21 protein-coding genes are annotated in these 24,104 nt (G+C 50.0%); 6 read left to right on the top strand and 15 right to left on the bottom strand.

Features of this window, described 5'->3' with window-relative positions:
- Positions 1-74: 74 nt before the first annotated feature.
- Complete coding sequence (locus tag F5I99_RS06770; RefSeq protein WP_151054349.1) at positions 75-383, top strand: ArsR/SmtB family transcription factor; 309 nt, start codon at positions 75-77, stop codon at positions 381-383.
- A 12-nt stretch (positions 384-395) separates the two neighbouring features.
- On the opposite strand, the gene F5I99_RS06765 is transcribed toward F5I99_RS06770, so the two are convergent.
- On the bottom strand, positions 396-3,137 hold the full coding sequence (locus F5I99_RS06765; protein ID WP_151054347.1) for a bifunctional acetate--CoA ligase family protein/GNAT family N-acetyltransferase: 2,742 nt from the start codon (positions 3,135-3,137) through the stop codon (positions 396-398).
- A gap of 175 nt (positions 3,138-3,312) precedes the next feature.
- Between F5I99_RS06765 and F5I99_RS06760 the strand changes: the two genes are divergently transcribed.
- On the top strand, positions 3,313-5,058 hold the full coding sequence (locus F5I99_RS06760) for a PHA/PHB synthase family protein (protein WP_225307579.1): 1,746 nt from the start codon (positions 3,313-3,315) through the stop codon (positions 5,056-5,058).
- Positions 5,059-5,222: 164 nt separating this feature from the next.
- A complete protein-coding gene (locus F5I99_RS06755; RefSeq protein ID WP_151054345.1) occupies positions 5,223-5,417 on the top strand; it encodes a PA3496 family putative envelope integrity protein in 195 nt (64 codons plus the stop codon).
- A gap of 146 nt (positions 5,418-5,563) precedes the next feature.
- Here the strand turns inward: F5I99_RS06755 and F5I99_RS06750 are convergent, their stop codons facing one another.
- Genes F5I99_RS06750 through ectA form a run of 4 tightly spaced genes read right to left on the bottom strand, consistent with a single transcriptional unit; the run spans position 5,564 to position 9,257 of the window.
- On the bottom strand, positions 5,564-6,991 hold the full coding sequence (locus F5I99_RS06750) for an aspartate kinase (RefSeq protein ID WP_151054343.1): 1,428 nt from the start codon (positions 6,989-6,991) through the stop codon (positions 5,564-5,566).
- A 23-nt stretch (positions 6,992-7,014) separates the two neighbouring features.
- Positions 7,015-7,401 (bottom strand): ectoine synthase, encoded by a 387-nt coding sequence (locus tag F5I99_RS06745; protein ID WP_151054341.1) that lies wholly within the window; start codon positions 7,399-7,401, stop codon positions 7,015-7,017.
- A 24-nt stretch (positions 7,402-7,425) separates the two neighbouring features.
- On the bottom strand, positions 7,426-8,700 hold the full coding sequence (gene ectB / locus F5I99_RS06740; protein WP_151054339.1) for a diaminobutyrate--2-oxoglutarate transaminase: 1,275 nt from the start codon (positions 8,698-8,700) through the stop codon (positions 7,426-7,428).
- Positions 8,701-8,747: 47 nt separating this feature from the next.
- Positions 8,748-9,257 carry a diaminobutyrate acetyltransferase gene (gene ectA, locus F5I99_RS06735; RefSeq protein WP_151054337.1) on the bottom strand — a complete coding sequence of 170 codons (510 nt, stop codon included), beginning with the start codon at positions 9,255-9,257 and terminating at the stop codon, positions 8,748-8,750.
- Between the two features lie 260 nt (positions 9,258-9,517).
- On the opposite strand from ectA, the gene F5I99_RS06730 reads away from it, so the two are divergent.
- Positions 9,518-9,988: a MarR family winged helix-turn-helix transcriptional regulator gene (locus F5I99_RS06730; RefSeq protein WP_151054335.1), complete on the top strand. Its 471-nt coding sequence runs from the start codon at positions 9,518-9,520 to the stop codon at positions 9,986-9,988.
- Positions 9,989-10,081: 93 nt separating this feature from the next.
- Positions 10,082-11,125 (top strand): histidinol-phosphate transaminase, encoded by a 1,044-nt coding sequence (hisC, locus tag F5I99_RS06725; RefSeq protein WP_151054333.1) that lies wholly within the window; start codon positions 10,082-10,084, stop codon positions 11,123-11,125.
- Between the two features lie 335 nt (positions 11,126-11,460).
- Here hisC and F5I99_RS06720 read toward each other — a convergent pair whose 3' ends face one another.
- The 5 genes from F5I99_RS06720 to F5I99_RS06700 all read right to left on the bottom strand — a co-directional run bounded on the left by F5I99_RS06720 (position 11,461) and on the right by F5I99_RS06700 (position 17,351).
- Complete coding sequence (locus tag F5I99_RS06720) at positions 11,461-12,360, bottom strand: GGDEF domain-containing protein (RefSeq protein ID WP_151054331.1); 900 nt, start codon at positions 12,358-12,360, stop codon at positions 11,461-11,463.
- A gap of 36 nt (positions 12,361-12,396) precedes the next feature.
- Positions 12,397-12,702, bottom strand: a complete 306-nt coding sequence (locus F5I99_RS06715) for a c-type cytochrome (protein WP_151054329.1) — start codon at positions 12,700-12,702, stop codon at positions 12,397-12,399.
- 319 nt (positions 12,703-13,021) lie between these two features.
- Complete coding sequence (gene htpG / locus F5I99_RS06710) at positions 13,022-14,938, bottom strand: molecular chaperone HtpG (RefSeq protein WP_151054327.1); 1,917 nt, start codon at positions 14,936-14,938, stop codon at positions 13,022-13,024.
- Positions 14,939-15,029: 91 nt separating this feature from the next.
- Complete coding sequence (locus F5I99_RS06705) at positions 15,030-15,782, bottom strand: DUF599 domain-containing protein (protein ID WP_151054325.1); 753 nt, start codon at positions 15,780-15,782, stop codon at positions 15,030-15,032.
- Positions 15,783-15,872: 90 nt separating this feature from the next.
- Positions 15,873-17,351 (bottom strand): protein adenylyltransferase SelO, encoded by a 1,479-nt coding sequence (locus F5I99_RS06700; protein WP_225307578.1) that lies wholly within the window; start codon positions 17,349-17,351, stop codon positions 15,873-15,875.
- A gap of 146 nt (positions 17,352-17,497) precedes the next feature.
- Here F5I99_RS06700 and F5I99_RS06695 point away from each other — a divergent pair, with 146 nt between their 5' ends.
- Positions 17,498-17,821, top strand: a complete 324-nt coding sequence (locus F5I99_RS06695) for a DUF3301 domain-containing protein (protein ID WP_151054323.1) — start codon at positions 17,498-17,500, stop codon at positions 17,819-17,821.
- A 3-nt stretch (positions 17,822-17,824) separates the two neighbouring features.
- Here F5I99_RS06695 and F5I99_RS06690 read toward each other — a convergent pair whose 3' ends face one another.
- The 5 genes from F5I99_RS06690 to odhB all read right to left on the bottom strand — a co-directional run bounded on the left by F5I99_RS06690 (position 17,825) and on the right by odhB (position 24,067).
- Positions 17,825-19,045, bottom strand: a complete 1,221-nt coding sequence (locus F5I99_RS06690) for a sensor domain-containing diguanylate cyclase (RefSeq protein ID WP_151054321.1) — start codon at positions 19,043-19,045, stop codon at positions 17,825-17,827.
- A gap of 156 nt (positions 19,046-19,201) precedes the next feature.
- The gene (sucD, locus tag F5I99_RS06685) at positions 19,202-20,083 is read right to left on the bottom strand and encodes a succinate--CoA ligase subunit alpha (RefSeq protein WP_151054319.1); all 882 of its coding nucleotides are present in this window, start codon (positions 20,081-20,083) and stop codon (positions 19,202-19,204) included.
- A 2-nt stretch (positions 20,084-20,085) separates the two neighbouring features.
- Positions 20,086-21,252 carry an ADP-forming succinate--CoA ligase subunit beta gene (sucC, locus tag F5I99_RS06680; protein WP_151054317.1) on the bottom strand — a complete coding sequence of 389 codons (1,167 nt, stop codon included), beginning with the start codon at positions 21,250-21,252 and terminating at the stop codon, positions 20,086-20,088.
- A gap of 129 nt (positions 21,253-21,381) precedes the next feature.
- Positions 21,382-22,818, bottom strand: a complete 1,437-nt coding sequence (gene lpdA / locus F5I99_RS06675) for a dihydrolipoyl dehydrogenase (protein WP_151054315.1) — start codon at positions 22,816-22,818, stop codon at positions 21,382-21,384.
- A gap of 37 nt (positions 22,819-22,855) precedes the next feature.
- Positions 22,856-24,067 (bottom strand): 2-oxoglutarate dehydrogenase complex dihydrolipoyllysine-residue succinyltransferase, encoded by a 1,212-nt coding sequence (odhB, locus tag F5I99_RS06670; protein WP_151054313.1) that lies wholly within the window; start codon positions 24,065-24,067, stop codon positions 22,856-22,858.
- Between the last annotated feature and the right edge of the window lie 37 nt (positions 24,068-24,104).

Below are 24,104 nucleotides of genomic sequence, written 5' to 3'. Positions count from 1 at the left end.
CGACAAAAACTATGACTCTTGGGGTGACTGACTTGAATGCTGTAATGACCTCTGAGGATTCTCAGGAATCCCTGATGGCGCCAGACGGCCTGGCTCTAATGAAACAAAATGCCGCTGAAGCAGCCCGCTTGATGAAAGCGCTGGGCAATGACAGTCGATTGCTAATATTGTGTTACCTGGGAAACCGCGAATTATCGGTAACCGAGTTGAACAGCTTTCTGGATCTGAGCCAATCAGCTCTGTCTCAGCATCTTGCGCTGTTGCGCCGTGACGGGCTGGTTAAAACCCGCCGTGAATCGCAGACTATCTATTACTCGCTGCAGGGCGACAAGGCCAAACGGCTGATTGGCACCCTGCATGATATTTTCTGCCCGACGCTCTGATTGCACGGATGCTCACTGCTGTAAACGTAACATTTGCCAGTCTTCAGTAGGCTCATGCAGCATCAGTTTCATATCAATCACGTCTTCTTCGGCATTGTAGCTGTTACGGAAGCCCAGCTTCCGTGCCAGCGCCTGCATACCCTTGTTGGACGGCAAGGTTGAGCCCATGATCATCAGTGTGCCGCGATCACGGCAATACTGAATGATCTTCTGCATCAGCACCACGCCCAACCCTTCTCCCTGAAGATCATCGCGCACGACCACAGAGAACTCTGCACGAATATTATCGGCATCGGTCACCGCTCTGGCGACACCGAGCGTTTCATAGCCTCGCTCATTTGCTTTGGGAGCAATCACGATTAAGGCCATTTCCCGGTCATAATCAATTTGCGTCCAGTTAGCCAGCTCTTGATGGGTTGGTACCCCTCGGCTGTAAAAATAGCGCAGTCGGATCGATTCTGGAGACAGCTTGTTGTAGAACTCCAGATGTGCAGGCTCATCCTCACCACGAATCGCTCGGAGTGTTGCCGGACGCCCTGATTTTTTCAGGCGAATATGCTCCGTCAGATGCTCCGGATAAGGCGACACTGACAAACTGGCCGGCTCTCCCAGTGATACGCAGACATCCACAGCCAGCAGACCACGTTTATTCAGTAATAAGGGGTTAATCTCCAGCGCTTTGAGCTGCTTCAATTCAACAGCCATCTGCCCCAGCTTGATCAGCAGATCACAGATGTTTTGCAGATCACGTTCAGGCCAGTCGCTGTTTTCAGCCACGATCCCATACACGCGTGACTGTTTCACCAGTTGTTCAGCCAATGCGGAGTTCATTGGCGGCAGCATCAATGAGCGGTCGGCCAGGGTATCTGCGGTATAGCCACCGATACCAAAGATGACCAACGGGCCGAACACCGGATCACGTGTTATGCCCAGATTAATCTGCAAGGATTGAAAGCCGCGCTTCATCTGCTGCACCGCAAAACCCATTTGCTGCTCCGGCGCATAACGCTCGCTAACACGATAGGCCAGTTTGGTGGTTGAGTGACGCACCTCAGTCATGGAGTACAGATCCAGGGCAAGATCACGCCAGCGCAGATTACGATTACCATCGCGCTCATAGCTGAATGGATAGACATTGCCCTGATGCAAGGCCTTGATGGCAACCGATCCGCCCAGTTGACTGGCAATATCGACTACCTGAGCAATATCTTCAGCATAGTGAGTGTTGGATGTTGGAATTTCGTACAGATCCAGCAGTTCACAGGCTTCTGGATGGGTGAGGTAATCGCGCCCTTCGTCGATGACTTGTTGAATAAGCTGCTGGGCTTTATTACGGTTGGGTTCATTATCGATACGATAAGGGGCCGGGGTCTGCCGCATCACTTTCTGGTTACGGTGATACTCCACCATGAACATAAAGGCATCTATCGCCTCTTCCGGATTCAGGAAGGTGGTTATACCAGAGGCATTGCAGCGATTACGTGCCGCAATAGCGGACTCACGCCCCATCCAGCAAGTCAGCACGTTACGCGGGGTTTTTTTGGCGATTTTAATTACCGCATCGGCTGTTTCCACACTCGGTGCCATACGCGTGGGGGCGTGAATAGACAGTACCGCATCTACATTCGGGTCTTTGGTTAGCCGGGCCACAACCTCAGCATAGCGTTCCGGCGTGGCATCAGCGTTAATGTCTACTGGATTGCGACCATTCCAGTGAGGCGGTAAAAATTCGGCCAGCCCCACCACGGTTTCCTCGGTAAGCTCAGCCAACTGCCCTTTTCGTGATTTCAGGCGGTCATGTGCCAGGGCGTTCGGCCCCATACCATTACAGACAATCGCCAGACGCTCACCACGCATGGGTTTCATCCGCGTAAGTGTTTCCAGGGCGTTAAAGAGCATATCCGAGGTATCGACCCTTACTACACCGGCCCGGCGCAGCGCAGCGTCGTAGACATCATCCTGATCGGCGATGCCTTCACATACCTCTTCCTGCATGCGCCCATCGGGAATAATGCCGGACTTCAGTACCAGTACCAGCTTGTTACGTGAGGCGGCCCGAAGCGCCGAGATGAAATTACGAGACGGACCGATCACCCGGTCCATCTGCAATAAAATCGCATGGGTGGTGGGTTCACCGGCCAGATAATCAATAATGGAGGGTAGATCAACATCGACGCCGTCACCCAGGGTTAAAAAATGCGAGAAACCTATCTCTTGACCGTTGGCCCAGTCAATCATTGCGGTGCCGATCAACCCTGACTGGCCGACATAAGCGACCCGCCCTTTGCGGATGTTAACGTGGGAAAAACTGGCATTCATGGCCGAACCGGGAATCAACATACCCATGCAATCCGGCCCGAGGATACGAATACCGTAAGAACGTGCCGCTTCGCGAATCTCATCCTTGATACTGCCCTGCCCGGTGATGCTTTCCAGCGTTAGTCCCCCGGTCAGAATCAATGCAGCACGCACCATATTGGCACCCAGTTTTCGTACCAGGTCAGCCACGGTGTCAGGCGGAGTACAGATGATGGCCAGATCCGGCATTTCCGGCAGGCTGCTAACACCCTCATAGCAGGTCACGCCATTCACCTGCTGATAACCTTCCTTGTTGACCGCCATAATCGGACCTTTGAAACCACTGTCCAACAGGTTGCGCAGCACGATACCTCCAAGACTGTCATGCCGTTCTGATGCACCAAATACGGCGATGGAACGTGGCTTAAAAAAACGCTTGAGGTACTTTGTAGACATAACTGACTTCCTTCGCTTTGGGACAGAGCGATTCAAACTTTAGTGTAAACCATTCTATCCATTTCGCACATGCAGCAAAAGGTGTATAAGGATATTTACTGATACAACTGGATGAAGTTTGATTATTTTTGACTAAACTGAACACATGGCTAGGTAATTAAAAAGGATACCATTCATGACTGGCATTCAAGGGGCCAATATGCCCGAAATTAAAACAACGCTGGATCGTCTGATCCACGCAATGGAAGGACGTTACACTAAAGGTATGTCTCCGGCATCGCTGCTGCTTGCCTATATGGATTGGCTCATTCATATGGGCCATTCGCCGGGTAAAATGGCCGAAATGACCGAGAATATTCTGCGTAAAAATTCGGCCTTTATGCTCTGGGCATCGCGCGCGGTGTTTGATCCGGAAATCAAACCTTTCATCAAACCCCTGTCGGACGATCGGCGCTTCAAAGATCCGGCCTGGAATAAATTCCCTTACAACGTCATTTCACAGAATTTCATGCTCAACGAACAATGGTGGCACTACGCAACCACCAATATCCCCGGCGTCGCCAAGCATCATGAAAACATGGTGACCTTTTCTGCACGCCAGTGGCTGGATATGCTTTCACCGACCAACTTTGCGGCCACCAATCCGGTTGTAGCCAATAAAACCCTGGCATCAGGGGGCATGAATTTGATGCAAGGGATGCAAAAGCTGATTGAAGATATGCAGCACACACTGCTGGAAGAACAACCGGCAGAGTCAGACCTTAAAGTCGGCCGGGATCTCGCTGTCACGCCTGGTAAAGTGGTGTACCGTAACCGTCTGATTGAGTTAATCCAGTACACGCCCACTACCGAGAAAGTCAAAGCTGAGCCAGTATTGATTGTGCCCGCCTGGATAATGAAATACTACATTCTCGATCTTTCACCTGGCAAATCCATGGTGCAATATCTGGTGGATCAAGGTTATACCGTGTTCATGGTGTCCTGGCATAACCCCACGGTGGAAGACCGTGACCTGTCGATGAAAGACTATACCCAAAAAGGCATCATGGCGGCACTGGATGTGATCAACAAGATCGTTCCAGATCAGAAAATTCATGCTGCCGGTTATTGTCTCGGTGGCACCCTGTTGTCAATTGCTGCCGCAGCCATGGCGCGTGATGAAGATGATCGACTGCAATCCATGACTCTGTTCACCGCACAGACTGACTTCACTGAAGCCGGTGAGCTGATGCTGTTTATTGATGAAAGCCAGCTGAGTTATATGGAAGACATGATGTGGGATAAAGGCTATCTGGACACCAAACAGATGGCAGGCGCCTTCATGCTATTGCGCTCCTATGACTTGCTCTGGTCAAGGATGGTCAATGAGTACCTGTTAGGGGATAAACCCGGTACCAGTGAACTTATGGCCTGGAACAGTGACGCCACGCGCATGCCTTATCGCATGCATTCACAGTACCTGCGTCTGCTGTTCCTCAATAACGATCTGGCCAGTGGCCGCTACATAGTCAACGACCGCCCGATCTCTTTACGGGATGTTCGCGTACCCGTGTTTGCCGTTGCCACCGTGACAGACCACGTTGCCCCCTGGAAATCGGTGTATAAGATTAACGATCTGTTCAATACAGAGATCACGTTTGTGCTGACCAGTGGCGGCCACAATGCTGGTATTGTCAGTGAACCCGGCCACCCACGCCGCAACTTCCAGATTGGACTGCAGCGGGCTGAAGACAAGCATATACCACCAGATCAATGGCTGCAGCAGCATGAAAAACACCAGGGTTCCTGGTGGGAGCCTTGGGTGGGTTGGCTGGAATCCAAATCGTCTCCGGGCCATGTGCTACCACCCACACTAGGCAACCCGGATGACGGAGTTTTCCCATTATGTGATGCCCCGGGCAATTATGTGATGGAGAAATAGTTATCTATAGGATTTTTTTTGATTTGCTATAGATTTTTTTAATTTTGAGCCCTGGAGGTTCGGCACTATATTCGCGGTTATGTAGCCGGGCTGTTAAGCACGGCTACAGTAAACATGAGGCCTTGTCAGGCCAACGTATTAACCTTTGGGTGAGAGCAGAACAGATGGGCACAAAAGTACGTGTCGATCAGGTCGCTATCGATGAGATAGATGACTGGAGCGAACAGTTTTCTGAAGACGACGAGGTCGGCCGCAGCCGCCTCAAATACAACGGCAAGCGTCGCCGTCAGATCGAAGATATGATGGAAGAACGCCGTTTAATGAAGCAAATCAGCGACGTGTTCGACGAACACGTGTGATTTGGTTTGTAGGAGCCCGGTCTCCGGGCGAAGGTTTTGATCTGTGGGAGCCCGGCTGTGGGAGCCCGGTCTCCGGGCGAAGATTTTGATCGCTCGCAGAGCGAGCTCCTACAGGCGAGCTCCTACAGGCGAGCTCCTACAGGCGATTAAGCCGCGCAAATTACGTCGCCGTGGTCTTCTTGCTCTATGAGGGCGTGGTGAAGGGCTTTTACGGCATTTTCGTAATCGCTTTCCTTCACTACACACTGCATTTCAACCTGACGCATCGACTGGTGCAACGCCTGGATACTGATATTGGCTGATGCCAATGCGGAAACCGTTCTTGCCAGTATGCCGGATACTTTCAGATCCGAACCTATCGCCGAAACGATCGCCACTTTGGTCAAATCGACTACGGCACCCTTGTAGGCTTCACCGATCAGGCGTACGGCACGATTAACCATCTTGCGCGTACCTGAAACATAATAGGTGATGCTGTTGGCATCAGAGTCGCGGTTGACGATGTACAGCTTCAACTGATGCAGCAACCTGGCCAGCTCAATATCGTAATTACTGTCACCAAGCATATCCTGATCAAATATTTCAATCGCAAAGACATTACGACGGCCAGCGATGATCTCGACACAGGGTTTGGCACTGCAGTAATCATTACTGATGACCGTACCCGAATGGTCCGGTTCAAAAGCATTTTTGATTCGCAACTGGATGCCTTGCTGACGCAGCCCTTTGGCCGCTTTGGGGTGGATCGCTTCCATCCCCAGGTTGGAGAGCTGATCGGCTACATCGTAGTTGGTACGCCCGATGGTGACGATATTATCCAGCCCAACGACGGCAGGATCTGCACTACTCAGGTGATACTCTTTATGAATAACCGCTTCATGTGCCCCAGTCAGGGTAGCTATTTTACTGAAGGTCATTTCACTGTAACCGCGGTCAAAGGTACGCATCACGCCTTCGCTACAATGCGCATAACCTGTGGCAATCGGCAGTTGCGAGCTTAAATCTATATCTTTGAAATGATGCTGGATCATCTCGTCAAAACTGAGAGGGTGCTCCTGGTGCCAGCCAGACAGGTCGACAAAGCACGCATTGACACCGGCATTATTCAGCGCCAGCACCGAGTTAAACGCGCTGTGCGTTTCACCCAGTGATGCCAGCATTTCACGGACCCTTAACAGATGATCTTCTAACTGAAAGTGACCCAGACTGCAAAGCTGTTGCAGATTTTCCATGCAACTGGCGGCATCCTCGATCCGTTCAAGAATGAAGGTGTCGGCCTTGATCAGGTCATCTCCGGAAAACAGCTCAGCATTCTTGGTCAACATGGCGGTGCGGACCTGATCCAGCGTTGCCTGCCAGGCGGTTTCATGTTCAGCATCGGCAAACCGAGCGTAAACGCCCGGTTCACCCGTCTTCTTGTGTTCCAGCAACAGGTTGGTGATACCACCATAGGCTGAAACCACAAAGATTCTATTATAAAGTGCCGCGCCCTGACGTTTCCCAATCAAAATGGTATCCATCAGTTCGCTGAAGCGGCTCATTGACGTGCCGCCGATTTTTTCAACTGTGTGCATTGTGACTCCTGTCCGGATCGTTTTTACTCGCTCAGCGGGTAAACGCCGTTCTCATCATGGACCTCTTTACCGCTGAGGGGCGGATTAAACACGCAGGCCATGACCATGTCTTCTGATGTAGCACGCAACAGGTGCTCATCATGCTTATCCAGGATATAGAGCGTACCTGGTTCAATCGGATACACCTTGCCATCAGCCAGGGTTTCCACTTCGCCATAACCACTCATGCAGTAGACGGATTCCAGGTGGTTCTGATACCAGATATGTGTTTCTGTGCCTTTAAAGATGGTCGTAATATGGAAAGAGAATCCCATCTTGTCATCTTTCAGCAGCATTCTGACGCTTTTCCAGGTTTCTGCTGTAACGCAACGTTCTGATGCTTCGCATTCTTTCAATGTACGTACTATCACGATGTATTCCTTACTCTCTGATTATTAAGATGCTTTGCTATTTTTTTCAGCCAGGGCCTGAGCAAATGATTCATCCAGTACTCGCAGACCAAACTCAATCTGCTTATCTGTGATGACCAATGGCACCAGACATTTCACTACCTGTGAATGAGCACCGCTGGTCTCAATAATCAGACCCTTTTCAAAGGCGATACTGGTAACACGATCAGCCAGGTCTCCATTTGGACACTCAATACCACTCATCAGGCCACGGCCTTTCAGAATCATACTACCTTTGCCATGCTTATTAATCAGAGATCCAAGACCTGCACGCAATTTTTCAGCTTTGCGACGCACTTCCGCAGCGAAAGTGTCATCTTTCCAGAAGGTTTTAAAGGCTGTGGCGGCCGTTACGAAGGCATGGTTGTTACCACGGAAGGTACCGTTATGCTCACCCGGTGCCCACTGGTCCAGCTCTTCGCGGAAAATAGTCAGCGCAAACGGCAGACCATAACCACTAAGCGACTTCGACAGGGTAATAATATCCGGCTTAATGCCGACTTTTTCAAAACTGAAGAAATATCCTGAACGGCCGCAGCCTGATTGTATATCATCAACAATCAACAGCATGTCATGCTTGCGACAGACTTTTTCCAGGTTACGCAACCATTCGAAAGAGGCTGCATTCAAGCCGCCCTCACCCTGAATGGTTTCAACAATCACAGCGGCAGGGTGATCAACACCACTACTCGGATCAGACAGGACTTTGTCCAGGTATTCGGTAGTATCGACGCCCTCACCCAGATAGCCGTCAAACGGCATGCGAGTAACGTCAGACAGGCTTGAACCCATACCACCACGGTGGTGTTCGTTACCAGTACAGGCCAGCGCCCCACCGGAAACCCCATGGAAACCATTGGTGAAGGATACAATTTCACTACGCCCAGTAACTTTACGTGCCAGTTTCAGAGCGGCTTCGACAGCGTTGGTACCGGTAGGACCGGTAAACTGGACACGGAATTTATCCATGCCACGCGGCTTCAGAATGATTTCGTGAAAAGTGTCCAGAAACTCGCGCTTGGCGGTTGAGTACATATCCAGACCATGCGTAATACCGTCAGCCAATACATAGTCCACCAGTGCTTTTTGCAGCGCTGGATGGTTGTGCCCATAGTTTAGTGTGCCGGCACCGGCCAGAAAATCGATATATTCCTTGCCATCTTCGGTGAACAGTGACGCACCTTTGGCTTTGTTAAATACGACTGGGAATGAACGTGAATAGGTACGTACATCTGATTCAACCTGTTCAAAAATATTCATTATTTCTCCTCGTTATTAATTAGATTCTACGTTTGGGCAATCGGCACTCAGGCCTGAGGTTTACCCATCGGTCCGCCACGCCATAACACTTCATCATCGTGTTGGCCGGCAAAATGTTCTTTACGACTGAAGAGCACCGTTTTTTCCAGTGGTGCCTCAAGATCGCTGTATACCCGGCTGAACAAGGCTTCTGATGCCACATTGCCCGGGGTAATTGTGGTTTCAATGTAACGAACTGACTGCTCTGCCCTGCAACGCTCAATTAACGCCGTTAACATCCGCTGGGCCAATTTTTGGCCACGGCAGGTCGGGTCGACAGCTACTTGCCAGACGAACAGTGCATCTGGCCGTGAAGGCGGAATATAGCCGGAAATAAATCCAACCAGGGCGCCATCAGCATCCTCGACAGCAATAGAGGTATCTGCAAAATGTGTACATTGCAGCAAGTTGCAGTAAGTAGAGTTAGTGTCCAGCGGCGGGCAACGACTGATTAAGGTATTCAGCGGCTGACCATCCGTTGCTACAGGTTTTCTAAAGTACTTCGTGTCGCTTTCCATAGTGTCCTTTATATTTAGCTTTACTATGGATCTATTATAAAACACATCCGCAGATTGTTTCAACCCCAGCATAAAAACAGCATAACTAAGCTATTATTAGGCGCAAATAGCGCCTCTTTGCATCTAAACCCTAAATATTATATCGTATTGCATTACAATATAATTAACGGGAGGTGATTCCTATCAATTTGCATTACCTTTATGAAAGCGATACAAAGAGCGGCTTTTATGACAGTAACCCTAAAGAGCTGGAAACCCTTATGCAGAAAAGTCAGGATGTATTGGTGCTGTTACGCCAGATTATCCGTGCTGCTGAACTTCACGATAAACAGTTAAGTCGTGCCACCGGCCTGACCATGCCGCAACTCATGTCAATGCAGACATTGCATATGCAGGGTCCAATGACGGTTGGCGCCCTGGCAAAAGAGATGAACCTGACTCAAGCGACGGTTACCAGCATTCTTGACCGTCTGGAAAAGAAACAATTGGTCACCCGGGTTCGCAGCCAGGAAGATAAGCGTAAAGTGCTGGTTTATCCGACCGACGAAGCGCTGATACTGCTTGAATCCGCACCTGCAACACTGCAGGACAGGCTGGTGGAGGAGTTTGAGCTCATGCGAGGGTGGGAACAGTCGATGGTGATATCATCATTAGAGCGCATTGCCACCATGCTCGGTGCGCACACCATTGACGCGGCTCCTATGCTGGATGTTGGTGCTTTGGATCGCTGATTACTATCAGGTTATTACCCTGAACAGATTTGATCTGTTAAACTGAGCAACTCGTCACCTTCCAAGCTTAGTTTATCTGGGGCAATATTTGTCATGAGTAAATTCTGGAGCCCGGCCATTCGCTCCCTGGTACCTTATACGCCGGGTGAGCAGCCTAAAGTGCTCGATCTGATCAAGCTGAATACCAATGAAAATCCTTATCCGCCAGCACCTGGCGTAACGCAAGTGCTGCGCGATTTTCCAACAGACAGGTTACGCCTGTATCCTGACCCTGATTCCAGCAAGCTGAAAACGGCACTGGCTGAATATCATGGCCTGGATAATTCACAGATTTTTCTCGGCAATGGCTCTGATGAAGTATTGGCGTTAGCCTTTATGGCCTTTTTTCGCCACAACAAGCCTCTGCTGATGCCTGAGACCACCTATAGCTTCTATGAAGTCTATTGTGATCTTTTGCAGATTGAAGCCAAAAAAATCCCGCTGGACAGTGAGTTTCGGATTAATCTGGCTGATTATGATCAAGAAAATGGCGGGATTATTTTTGCTAATCCCAATGCCCCGACAGGGATCGCCCTGCCTATCAACCGTATTGAACAGTTATTACAACGCCACCCGGATAGCCTGGTACTGGTCGATGAAGCCTATGTAGACTTTGGCGCAGAAACCGCCATCGGCCTGATTGCACGCTACCCTAACCTGCTGGTAACACACACCTTTTCCAAGGCGCGTTCGCTGGCTGGCATGCGCATCGGTGCCGCGTTTGGACATCCGGATCTAATCGCCGGACTGGAACGGGTTAAGAACAGCTTTAACTCTTACCCGCTGGACATGCTGGCCGTTGAAACGGCAACGGCATCTATTGCTGATGATGCCTACTTCAAAGATATCTGCCAAAGGATTATGCATACCCGCGAGCACACTACGGCCGCATTGACTGGCAAGGGGTTTAAAGTACTGCCATCGGCAACCAACTTTATTTTTGTAACACATCCGCAGCGGGATGCATTAGAGATGATGCAAGCCTTGAGAGCGGAGAAAATTTTGGTGCGTCATTTTACCCGACCGGGCATTAATCAGTTTTTGCGCATCAGCATAGGGACAGATGCTGAAATGGCTCAGTTGATAGATAAATTGTAAATTCTGGGGTTATTCGCCCGTTATTCGCCCGGAGACCGGGCTCCCACAGTGGGCTCCTACACAACATCACACATGCCCCCCCTTGTAGGAGCTCGCTCTGCGAGCGATCTTTCGCCCGGAGACCGGGCTCCCACAGCGGGCTCCTACACAACATCACACATACCCCCTTGTAGGAGCTCGCTCTGCGAGCGATGGGGTTATTCGCCCGGAGACCGGGCTCCCACAGTGGGCTCCTACACAACATCACACATGCCCCCTTGTAGGAGCTCGCTCTGCGAGCGATGGGTTTATTCGCCCGGGGACCGGGCTCCTACAGCGGGCTCCTACAGGGGATATTAAAAGGATTCACCTTCTACACGGTTTCCGCCGCTTTGGCGGGCTACGGCGAGGTTTTCCATCACTCTGCGAATCATATCTTCAGATGAATCTTCAATACCTGCCAACGTTGCCACACCGACACTGACTGTGCAGTTGATATTGCCGGAGGCGAAGGGTAACTCCAGATCGCTTGTCAGTCTGCGCACGCGTTCACCGGCCAGTAATGCCTGGTCATGATTGGTTTCAGGTAGAAAAAGCACTAGCTGGTCATCACTGAAGCGAGCCAGAAAGTCTGCGGTTCGTTTCATTCTGTGCAGCTCGGTAACCATATGCCGTAGCAGTTGATCGCCGCCATCCCAGCTATGTTCATCATTGATGCCACTGAAATCATCAACATCGATTAATAACATACTACAGATGCCATCATAGCGCTGCGCCTGGGCAATATTTTGTTCCAGTACGGGCATTAATGCTCGACGATTGTAGGCGCCAGTCAGTGGGTCACGCTGCGCCTGGCTGGTGATGCGCCGTTCAAGTTTCTTGCGATCATTGATATTGCGCAGAGACCAGATCAATCGGTCGTCGTCGGTAACTATAATCCGGCTATGGAACCAGATCACCTCTTTCAGTCCCAACGCTTTGAAAGCGTGCTGGTGATCCGGGCGGAACACCAGTTCATTTTTAACTACCTGACGTTGTTCGCGGGCCGTTCTGATATAACCACGCAATAATGTTAGAAAGTCTTGAGGGAACAGGTCTTCCAGTGTTTTACCGGGCAACTCACTGACCAATAACCAATCTTCATCACCCGGGCTCACAATACGAACTGTTTCATCTTCAATGACAAACACCAGATCAGACGTCAATGCTAACAGGGCATTAAATGAATCAGTCAGTTGTTTCTGTTCCTCAGACATAACTCTCTTCCTCAGGTAATTTTATTCAGCATACGCTTACTGCAGACGACCTACCAGCTCTTCAACGGCAGCATGTATCTGCTCTTCTGTGCAACTAAAACAGGTCCCTTTAGGTGGCATAGCACCCTTACCGGATATTACCGTTTTGGCCATTGCATCAATACCAGTTTCCAGGCGCGGAGCCCAACTGGCTGCATCACTAAGTTTTGGTGCACCGGCTAATCCAGCATCATGGCAAGCCTGACAATGACGATCAACAATACCTTCAATTTCGGCATCAGCAAATACAACATTACTACCAAGTAGCAGTGCTAAAGAGAGTGGAGCAAGTATTGTTTTCATTGGAATATCCTGACAGGTTGGAATGATTTTATTTCAAGAATAAACCAGAGTGACAAACAAATCGAGAGGGTTGGAGACAATATCGCCCGGGGACCGAGCCTTCGCCCGCAGAGCGGGCTCCCACAGCGGGAAAATCGCCCGGGGACCGGGCTCCTACATTAAATTCTGTAGGAGCTCGCTCCGCGAGCGAAAACAGGGTGCCAAATGGGGGTATTTTCGCCCGGGGACCGAACCTTCGCCCGCAGAGCGGGCTCCCACAGCGGGAAAATCGCCCGGAGACCGGGCTCCTACAGACCGCTTGCCCGGAGGGCGATATTGGTTAGGCGCTTAATTCAAGCAGCAGCTTGTTTAAGCGTGAGGTGTAGGCAGCAGGGTCGTCCAGTTGACCACCGGCGGCCAGGTCGGCTTGATCGAACAATACCAGAGCCAGGTCGGCAAAGCGGGCTTCGTCAGGTTCCTGATCCAGTTTTTTAATTAACGGGTGATCAGGATTGAGTTCGAAGATCGGTTTGTTTTCTGGTACTGGCTGGCCAGCGGCTTCCATAATGCGACGCATCTGCGCACCCATGTCGTAGTCTCCCAGTACCAGACAGGCTGGTGAGTCGGTGAGACGATGGGTAACGCGAACATCTGACACGCGGGCATCCAGCACGGGCTTCAGGCGCTCCAGCAAGCCTTCCAGCACCTTGGCGCTTTCTTCCTGCTGCTGCTTCTCTTCTTCGGTCTCGACTTCACCCAAGTTCAGTTCGCCCTTGGTGACATCCTGGAAGGACTTGCCGTCAAAGTCGAACAACTGGCTCATCATCCACTCGTCAATACGGTCTGTCAGCAACAGCACTTCGATACCTTTCTTGCGGAAGATTTCCAAATGCGGGCTGTTTTTAGCGGTGTTGTAGTTGTCAGCCACGACGTAGAAGATCTTCTCCTGACCTTCTTTCATCCGCGACACATAGTCTTCTAGTCCTACGCTCTGCTCGGCATTACCGGTATGGGTAGAGGCAAAGCGCAACAGCTTGAGAATTTTGTCACGATTGGCGTAATCTTCAGCAGGCCCTTCTTTGATGACCTGGCCGAACTCTTTCCAGAAGCTGGCATACTTTTCAGCATCGTTTTTGGCCAGTTTGCTGAGCATATCCAGTACACGCTTGGTCAGGGCACTGCGCAGCTTGTCAACATTGGGGTCTTTCTGCAGGATTTCACGAGAAACGTTCAGCGACAGATTATTGCTGTCGACCACACCCTTGATGAAACGCAGGTAGAGTGGCAGGAACTGGTCAGCCTGATCCATGATAAACACACGCTGCACGTACAACTTCAAGCCACGAGGCGCTTCACGGTTCCACAGATCAAACGGTGCATGACCGGGCAGATACAACAAGCTGGTATATTCCAGGTTGCCTTCAACCTTGTTATGCGACCAGCTCAGCGGCTCGGCAAAATCATGGGAAATATGCTTGTAGAATTCCTGATACTCTTCGTCGTTCAGGTCACTTTTACTGCGTGTCCACAGGGCTGTTGCACTGTTAACTGATTCGAATTCAGGTGCTTTGGCCTCAGGCGCTTCTTCACCTTCTTCAGCCTCTGGTGCTTCTTTTTCCATTAACACCGGAAAGGCGATATGGTCAGAATATTTACGTACCAGGCTACGCAGACGCCAGCCATCCGCAAACTCAGATTCAGCGTCTTTCAGATGCAGCACGATACGTGTACCACGTCCGGCTTTTTCAGTCGGCTCGATGGTGAAGTCACCCTCACCGCGTGAAGACCAGTGCACCGCGTCAGTCACAGCTGTACCGGCACGACGGGAAAACACATCGACCTGATCGGCAACAATAAAAGAGGAATAAAAGCCGACACCAAACTGACCTATCAGTTGACTGTCTTTGGACTGATCACCGGTAAGATGCGACATGAAGCTGGCAGTCCCGGACTTGGCAATCGTCCCCAGATGCTCAATCACTTCATCGCGGTTCATACCGATGCCGTTATCTTCGATGGTGACCGTTTTGGCGTCTTTGTCAAAGCTAACGCGAATTTTTAAATCTGAATCTCCTTCATAAAGCTCGGCATTTTCCAGGGCTTCAAAACGCAGTTTTTCGGCTGCATCAGAGGCATTGGAAATCAGCTCACGCAAGAAGATTTCTTTGTTGGAGTAGAGCGAGTGCACCATCAGGTGCAGGAGTTGCTTAACCTCGGTCTGAAAACCAAGTGTTTCTTTCTGGGTTTCTGTACTCATTTGTACCTCAGACTCATGTTTGACGAAAAATCATCAAGGCTGAATGCCTTCACACTGGCTGAGATATAGGGGCAAATTTCAGAGTTTCAAGTTATTGTGTGCCATTATCGATGTTAGAAATCACTGGCCGGTTCAGTTCAGAGCTCATCATCAGGGTTGTCAGGGTTGAAGAACGAAACTCACGACGGTATAGCACAAAGACAATTACGGCACTCAACACCATGAATAACCAAGGGTTGATAATCCAACTGAGTATAGCAATACTGAAATAATAGGAACGTAAACCCAGGTTAAAGCTATTGGCGGCCATGGATGTCATCTTGGCGACACGTGCGGCATGCGCTTCCATCTCACGTTCGCTCAACCCCTCTCCCGGTGCCGGTGCTCCACCGACCATCACCGAAGCAAAGCCATACTGGCGCAGGCTCCAGGTAAACTTAAAGAAGGCATAGACAAACAGCAGCAACATCACCAGCAGTTTCAGTTCCCACTCTTTGCGAGTAGCCGACATAGCAAAAGGCAAATCTTCAATTAGGCTGATCACCTGCTCGGTCGAACTCATGACGGTGAGAATACCGGCCATCACCAGAATAGTAGTACTGGCAAAAAATGACACACTACGCTCCAGATTAGAGATGGCGGTAGTATCGGCGATACGATTATCACGTGTCAGCATGCGCCGCATCCACTCGGTGCGATAGATATGCATCACGCTCGCCAGACAGGGCGTAGTAAAGCTTTTCACTCTGGCATAAGCCATATAGCCATTAAAGCAGATTAGAAACCAGGTCAGAGCCAAAAGATTGAGCCAGTTATCCAGAATAAATGCGTGCTGAAAATACATTCCCATGTCCCGCGCAGAAGTTAACCCTTAGTCTAATAGATCACTCAGGGCAACTCTAGCGCAACACGCTGTATTTATCGAAATTGCTGATCAGGATGAGCAGGTCAGGCAGATTGCGGCGGCCCAGTCCGGTGGTGAGGCCAGAAAACGTTGTGCTTTGGCATCGTGGCGTTCACAAGGGTGACGTAGAATCGGCAGTAACTGATTCACCAGCCGGTAATCACCCTGCGTCGCTTCACGTATAGCCTCCTCCGCCATGTAGTTGCGCAGCAGATAATAAGGATTCACAGAACGCATCTGCTGATGCCTGATGGGCTCACTGGCATGCTCCTGCATGACACGTTGCTGATAGTCCTTAAACCACTGAGCCCAGGCCGCTGTATCTGGTTGGGTAAACGCCTGCAGCTGTTCAGCCTTGAGCTCATCAGGCGACAGCTCTGTCAGCTCACTGAAAAAATGGGTAATGTCGGTTTTCTGCTGTTCAAACAACTGCCACAGCTGACTTATCAGCTCGGCGTCCCCTGCTTGCTCGGTTTGCAGGCCAAGACGGGCTTTTTGACGACTCAATTGATACTCAGCCACCTTGGCGGGAAAACTCTCCAGCCTGGCTTCCAGCGCCTCCCTGGAGATCAGGGGTAACAGCGCCTGTGCCAGGCACGCCAGATTCCACTGCACTATGGCTGGTTGCCGGAAGAAGGCATAGCGCCCACCGTCATCATTTTTGTTGGCAACATGATCCGGGTCATAGTTGTCCAGAAAGGTGTAAGGCCCGTAATCAAAAGTCTCACCCAGGATCGACATATTGTCGGTATTCAGAACACCATGGACAAAACCGTAGGTTTGCCACTGTGCCACCAACCGTGCCGTGCGCTCCATGATTTCATCAAACATGGCCAGATAGGGTTGATCAGCCTCGCTGCACTCTGGATAGAAACGCGTCAAACAGTAATCGGCCAGTTGTTTCAGTTCATCATGGCGACTGCTGTAATACAGCCATTCAAAGTGACCAAAGCGAATATGACAGGGGGTGACGCGCAGCAACATGGCACAGGGCTCCATCCCCAGGCGGGAGGTATACTCCTCACTTCCCACCAGACACAGTGCCTCGGTTGAGGGGATACCCAGTCCATACATGGCTTCACTGACCAGATACTCGCGAATACTGGAACGTAACACCGCCCGACCATCACCAAAACGTGAATAGGCCGTCTGCCCTGCCCCCTTCAGATGCAGGTCCCAGCGTTGCCCTTTGCTGTTAACCACTTCACCTAGCAGCAAACCTCGACCATCGCCCAAGTCTGGGTTGTAATGGCCAAACTGATGTCCGGTATACTTCATTGCTATGGGCTTAGCGCCTGGTAATACCATCTGACCACCAAAATAACTGGCCAGATCCTGCGGATGTGTCTGACAGGGATCCAGATCAAGATAAGCCGCCACACGCGGATTAAAGCTGATTAAATGTGCATGTTTCAGTGCTTTAGGCTCAGTACGCTGAAACCAGTGCGAGGGCAGTTCTGCATAAGTATTATCGAAATTGAGCGTATCAAGTGTGCGCATTCCAACCATGCCAGTCTCCCTTATATTACCGGTGGATCTGGCTATACCATACCATTTATGTCAACTATTTTCATCTATTCTTAGCGGCTCTCATACAACTATAATTTGCGGAATACTCAGTGTATATTCCAGCGATAGGGTTTAAGGATGTATTTATGTGGATTGATTTGACGGCGCTGATATGGATGAGTCTGATCGCATTGATTGCGCTGTTGTGGTGGCAAAATCTGAAGGTTCGGGAGTTGGCCCTGAAACAGGTTAAGCGCTATTGTGACCGAGAGGCTTTACAGCTGCTGGATCAGAGTGTCGCCTTGCGACACTTATCCATGGCACGCAACCCGCATAACGGCCAGTTGCACCTTAAACGGCGTTACAACTTTGAGTTCACCAGCACTGGAGATGAACGCTATCAGGGTCATATAGAGTTACTCGGGTCCCGCTTGCTGCATATTGAAGTTGATGCCCACAGGGTGCCATAACATCTAGACAACACAGTTTCGTCCGGTTGCTTTGGCTTTGTACAAGCGGCTATCTGCTGCATGGATCACATCATTAATGGCATGCTTATCGATATAGCGGTACTGCTCAGGTGCAATTTCTACAACCCCAAAGCTGGCCGTTAATATCTGCGGCTCGCCTTCAAAACAAAATGGCGCGCTTTGCAATGAAGCGCGAAGACTTTCAGCCCGATTATAGGCTTGCTGGTAGCTGGTTGAAGGCAATACGATTAAGAACTCTTCCCCACCAAAACGGAAGATCAGATCCGAACGCCGTAACTGCTCAATCATACGCTGTGCAAAAAACTTCAGGGCGGCATCACCAACAAGGTGCCCCTTATCATCGTTCAACAGCTTGAAGTTATCCAGGTCACACATGACTACGCAAAACGAGGTTTCGGTGGCTTTGGATATCTCCATTTGATTGATCAGCACTTTATCCATTGAGCGACGTGACAACAAACCGGTTAGCGGGTCCTTATTATACGTACTGACCAATATCATATTATTGATCAGAGATATTTCACTGCCCAGATCCAGGGACAAAAATTCAGTTCGTTTGATTAACGCGTGCATACGCAAATTATTACGCGCATGGTGTAATTCTTTAGCTATAGCCGCCGAAGTGCCGTGTAATTTTTGATGCAACTCTTCTATATGTTTACGATGGCTGCTATCCCGGATAATTTCCTGACCTTCACCATACAACCATTGACCAAACTCGCAACACAACGGATTGGACTCAGGCAGCAGCTCAGGATTATTACTTAATACCGCTTTTACCAAGTCCTGCATCCAGAGCAAGTGCGCTTCGAAATGTACCAGCAGATTTTTTTCACTCAGTGCATTGATATGCTGAATGCGCAAGTGATTACGCTTTTCCAGATCCTTAAGGTAATGCTGTATATACAGACTGGCAAAACTATCTTCGAGTTGATTAAACTCATTCTGAGTGCGTTCCACAGCGACCATATCTGCATTGACAACTGCAACATTGATCGCCTTGGTTCTAAGTGATGCTAGCTCATGTGTGATCAACGTAAACGGGATCTTTTGCTCCGATACAGCTAATGCAAGCTGCTTAATGTTCGAGCTTTGAAAATCCTGCCCCAGCAGCACCTCTATTTTGCGTGCCAACTGTTGAATAGATTCCTGATGAGAGTTGTCAGCAATTACTGACTGGTTTTGACGGTAGGGTACATCCACTGCTTTTTGATCTCAAAATGCGAAAAACGGGTGATTATAAAGCTAATGTGCTAATAACGATTGATACAAATCAACAACTGTACAAAAAACACTCAGGTGCAGCAAAAAAAATAGGGCAACCAAAAGGCTGCCCTATTACTAGCGTGTGGCTATAAATTACTTGGTTGGCCAACCGGTCAGTTCAGACAGTGCCTTACCTATATCAGCCAGCGAGCGAACTGTTTTAACACCGGCATCTTCCAGTGCTTCAAACTTCTCTGCCGCGGTACCTTTACCACCGGAAATGATCGCACCGGCATGGCCCATGCGCTTACCAGCAGGTGCTGTAACACCGGCAATGTAAGACACAACAGGCTTGGTCACATTGGCTTTGATGTACGCAGCGGCTTCTTCTTCAGCAGAACCACCGATCTCACCGATCATAACGATCGCTTCAGTCTGTGGATCATTCTGGAACAACTCCAGAATATCGATGAAGTTAGAACCCGGGATTGGATCACCACCGATACCGACACAAGTAGACTGACCGAAGCCAGCATCTGTAGTCTGCTTAACCGCTTCATAAGTCAGTGTACCGGAACGCGATACGATACCGACTTTACCTGGCAGGTGAATATGGCCAGGCATGATACCGATTTTGCATTCGCCCGGGGTGATAACACCTGGGCAGTTAGGGCCGATCAGGCGCACACCCAGTTCATCACACTTAACTTTACACTGCAGCATATCCAGTGTCGGGATGCCTTCAGTAATACAAACGATCAGTTTGATACCGCTGTTAGCCGCTTCCAGGATAGAATCCTTACAGAAAGGCGCAGGTACATAGATGACAGACGCTTCAGCACCGGTAGCTGCGACAGCTTCAGCCACAGTATTGAATACTGGCAGACCCAGATGTTCAGTACCGCCTTTACCCGGTGTAACACCACCGACCATTTTAGTACCGTAAGCAATCGCCTGCTCAGAATGGAAGGTACCCTGGCCACCCGTGAATCCCTGACAGATTACTTTGGTGTCTTTATTGATAAGAATTGCCATGATTATTTACCCTCCGCTGCTTTAACGACCTGCACTGCTGCATCAGTCAAACTGGTGGCTGCAATGATATCCAGACCGGACTCAGCCAAACGCTGGGCGCCCAGCTCAGCATTGTTACCTTCCAGACGTACAACAACTGGAACTTCAACGCCGACTTCTTTCACAGCACCGATGATACCGTCAGCAATCAGGTCACAACGTACGATACCGCCGAAGATGTTAACCAGAACCGCATTCACACTACTATCAGACAAAATGATCTTGAAAGCTTCGGTAACACGCTCTTTGGTTGCACCACCGCCAACATCCAGGAAGTTGGCAGGCTGGCCGCCGTGCAGTTTAACGATATCCATGGTACCCATGGCCAAACCGGCACCGTTGACCATGCAACCGATGTTACCTTCCAGGGCAACGTAGTTCAGTTCCCACTGAGCCGCATGCGCTTCGCGCTCGTCGTCCTGTGAAGGATCATGCATCGCCTGAATATCTTTGTGGCGGTAAATCGCATTGCTGTCGATAACGATTTTCGCGTCCAGACAGTGCAGATTGCCAGCGTCAGTGATAACCAGAGGGTTGATTTCCAGCAGTGCCAGATCTTTTTCTTCGAACATTTTTGCCAGACCCAGGAAGATCTGTACAAACTGTTTGATCTGATCGCCCTGTAAACCCAGTTTGAAAGCCAGTTCACGGCCCTGGTATGGCTGTGCACCAGTCATAGGATCAACAGTAGCCTTGAGAATTTTCTCAGGCGTTTCGTGCGCAACTTTTTCGATTTCAACACCACCTTCAGTAGAGGCCATGAAAACGATGCGACGGGTAGAACGGTCAACAACTGCACCCAGGTAGAGTTCGTTGGCGATATCGGTGCAGGTTTCTACCAGAATTTTGGTAACTGGCTGACCATTGGCATCTGTCTGGTAAGTTACCAGACGCTGGCCCAGCCATTTTTCAGCAAAGGCTGCTGCATCGGCAGGAGAGTCCACCAGCTTAACACCGCCAGCTTTACCACGTCCGCCTGCGTGAACCTGGGCTTTTACAACCCATTTGTCACCACCGATTTTTTCTGCTGCTGCGGCTGCGTCTTCCGGTGTATCTACCGCGAAGCCTTTGGAAACCGGCAGACCATATTGAGCAAACAACTGTTTGCCTTGGTATTCATGAAGGTTCATGTTCTGATCCGTTGAATTATCGATTAAACATGTACAGCACAGGGCTGTTAACCGCTGACTGCACCTTGTGTGAACTGCACGCGCAGTGAAGCAGGCTTATGGCCTGTCACTGCACAACAATCCTTCAGGTTAGCGCTTTTTACGGTTGGCTACATGGATAGCATGGTTATCCACAGCCAGTGCGGCTTCATGAACCGCTTCACTCACAGTTGGGTGAGCAAATACTGTCATCTGCAGATCTTCTGCAGTTGAACAGAATTCCATCGCAATCACCGCTTGCGCGATAAGTTCTGAGGCGATACCACCAACGATATGTACACCCAGAATACGATCGGTTTTTTCGTCAGCAATCATTTTGACGAAACCTTCTGTGGCATTGGCTGCCATTGCACGGCCTGATGCCGCGAACGGGAACTTACCAATCTTGATCGCTACACCTTCATTTTTCAGCTCTTGCTCGGTTTTACCGACCCAAGCCAGTTCAGGGAAAGTGTAAATGATGTTCGGAACACAGTCGTAGTTTAACTGTGCTTTATGACCGGCGATGATATCCACGACCATAATGCCTTCTTCAGACGCTTTATGCGCCAGCATCGGACCACGAACAATATCACCTATGGCATATACGCCAGGGGCATTGGTACGGCATTGCTCATCAACGAAGATGAAGCCACGCTCGTCCAGTTTGACGCCAGTGTCGTCAGTGACCAGGCCCTGAGTCAGTGGGCGTCGACCTACAGCTACGATCAGCTTGTCGACTACCAGTTCCTGTTCACCTTTGGCATCAGTGTACTTAACAGTCACTTCCTTGCCTTTGACTTCAGTTCCGGTACAGCGGGCACCCAGTTTAATATCCAGGCCCTGCTTGGTCATCTGTTTGTGAGCTTCTTTGGCAACGTCCTGATCGGCCAGGGCCAGGAAAGAGTCCATCGCTTCCAGTACGGTGACTTCTGAACCACAACGTGCCCAGATAGAACCCATTTCCAGACCGATAACGCCAGCACCGATAATACCCAGGCGCTTGGGCACTTCATCGATATCCAACGCACCGGCATTATCCAGAATCAAGCCTTCTGTCAGAGGCGCTGGCGGAATTTCAACCGGTACAGAACCGGAAGCCAGGATGACATTTTCGGCTTCGTGCAGGCTGACAGAACCATCATTGGCAGTCACTTCAACCTGTTTGTTGGCCAGCAACTTGCCTTTACCCTGCAGTAAGGTAACGCCATTGGCTTTGAACAAACCAGCGATACCACCGGTCAGATTTTTTACGATCTGGTTCTTACGGCTCACCATCTGTTTGGTGTCCATATGCACGTTGTCAGCCAGGATACCCTGTGCAGCAAAGCCATGTTGTGCTTCATGCAACTTGTGGGTCGTTTCCAGCAGTGCTTTAGACGGAATACAACCTACGTTCAGACAGGTGCCGCCTAATACCGGCGCGCCCTTATTATCAACCCATTTTTCAACACAAGCCGTTTTCAGGCCTAACTGTGCGGCACGTATAGCAGCTACATAACCGCCAGGACCGGAACCAATTATAATTACATCAAACTTATCAGACATTAATCTATCCTGTTTTCAGTTGAGTGACTATCCGTACTTAGACTTCAAGCAGCAGACGTGCAGGATCTTCCAGTAGATCTTTTACCGTAACCAGGAATTGTACCGCTTCCTTCCCATCAATCATACGGTGGTCGTATGACAGTGCCAGGTACATCATTGGCAGGATAACCACCTGACCATTGACAGCCATTGGACGCTCCTGAATTTTATGCATACCCAGAATAGCAGTCTGCGGTGGATTCAGAATCGGCGTAGACATCAGTGAACCAAATATACCACCATTAGTGATGGTAAAGGTTCCACCCTGCATATCATCCATACCCAGCTTGCCGTCACGTCCACGCTTACCAAAATCGGCAATCGTAGCTTCTACATCAGCGAGGCTCATACTGTCAGTATCGCGCAGGACCGGCACCATTAAGCCACGATCTGTGGATACAGCCACACCGATATCCTGATAACCATGATAAACCATATCCGTGCCATCGAGTGACGCGTTGACACCCGGGAAACGTTTCAACGCTTCTGTGGTGGCCTTGACAAAGAAGGACATAAAGCCCAAACGGGTGCCATTATGGGTTTTTTCAAACAGGTCTTTGTACTGTTTACGCAACTCCATGACCGGCTTCATGTTAACTTCATTATACGTAGTCAACATGGCGGCATTTTGCTGTGCTTCCACCAGGCGCTTGGCGATGGTGGCACGCAGACGGGTCATGGGAACACGTTTTTCAACACGCTCACCAGTGGGGATATTTAAAGCTGGAGTGGGTGCAGCGGCAGCTTTAGGTGCTGCGGCAGCTGGTGCGGCGCTACGGTTGCTCAGATAAGCCTGAACATCTTCTTTAGTGATACCACCATTCTTGCCGGTACCCTTAATCTGCGAGGCGTCCAGATTATTTTCATCAATCAGCTTGCGTGCCGCCGGGCCGACTTTTTCAGCGTCGGTGGTTGAAGTATCGGCACTTGCCTGAGAAGCTGCGCTTGCTGCAGGAGCTTCTGACGCTACAGCACCCGCTTCAAAAATCGCCAGGACTTCTTCGCTTAATACCGTGTCGCCTTCACCCTTGACGATCTCTTTGAGCACACCGTCTGCCGGTGCAACAACTTCCAGTACAACTTTGTCAGTTTCAATATCAACAATCAGTTCATCAGTTACACAGGCTTCACCTGGCTGTTTGTGCCAGGTAGCGACTGTACCGTCGGCGACCGATTCAGGAAATGTAGGTGCTTTAATTTCGATACTCATGTTCTTTCCTTTTTGTATGCTGCTCAGTGGTTCATTC

Origin of the sequence: Nitrincola iocasae (genome assembly GCF_008727795.1) — a bacterium.
Lineage (GTDB): Bacteria > Pseudomonadota > Gammaproteobacteria > Pseudomonadales > Balneatricaceae > Nitrincola > Nitrincola iocasae.
The sequence above is the reverse complement of the archived record's forward strand: the minus strand, read 5'-3'. Positions and strand labels throughout refer to the sequence as shown.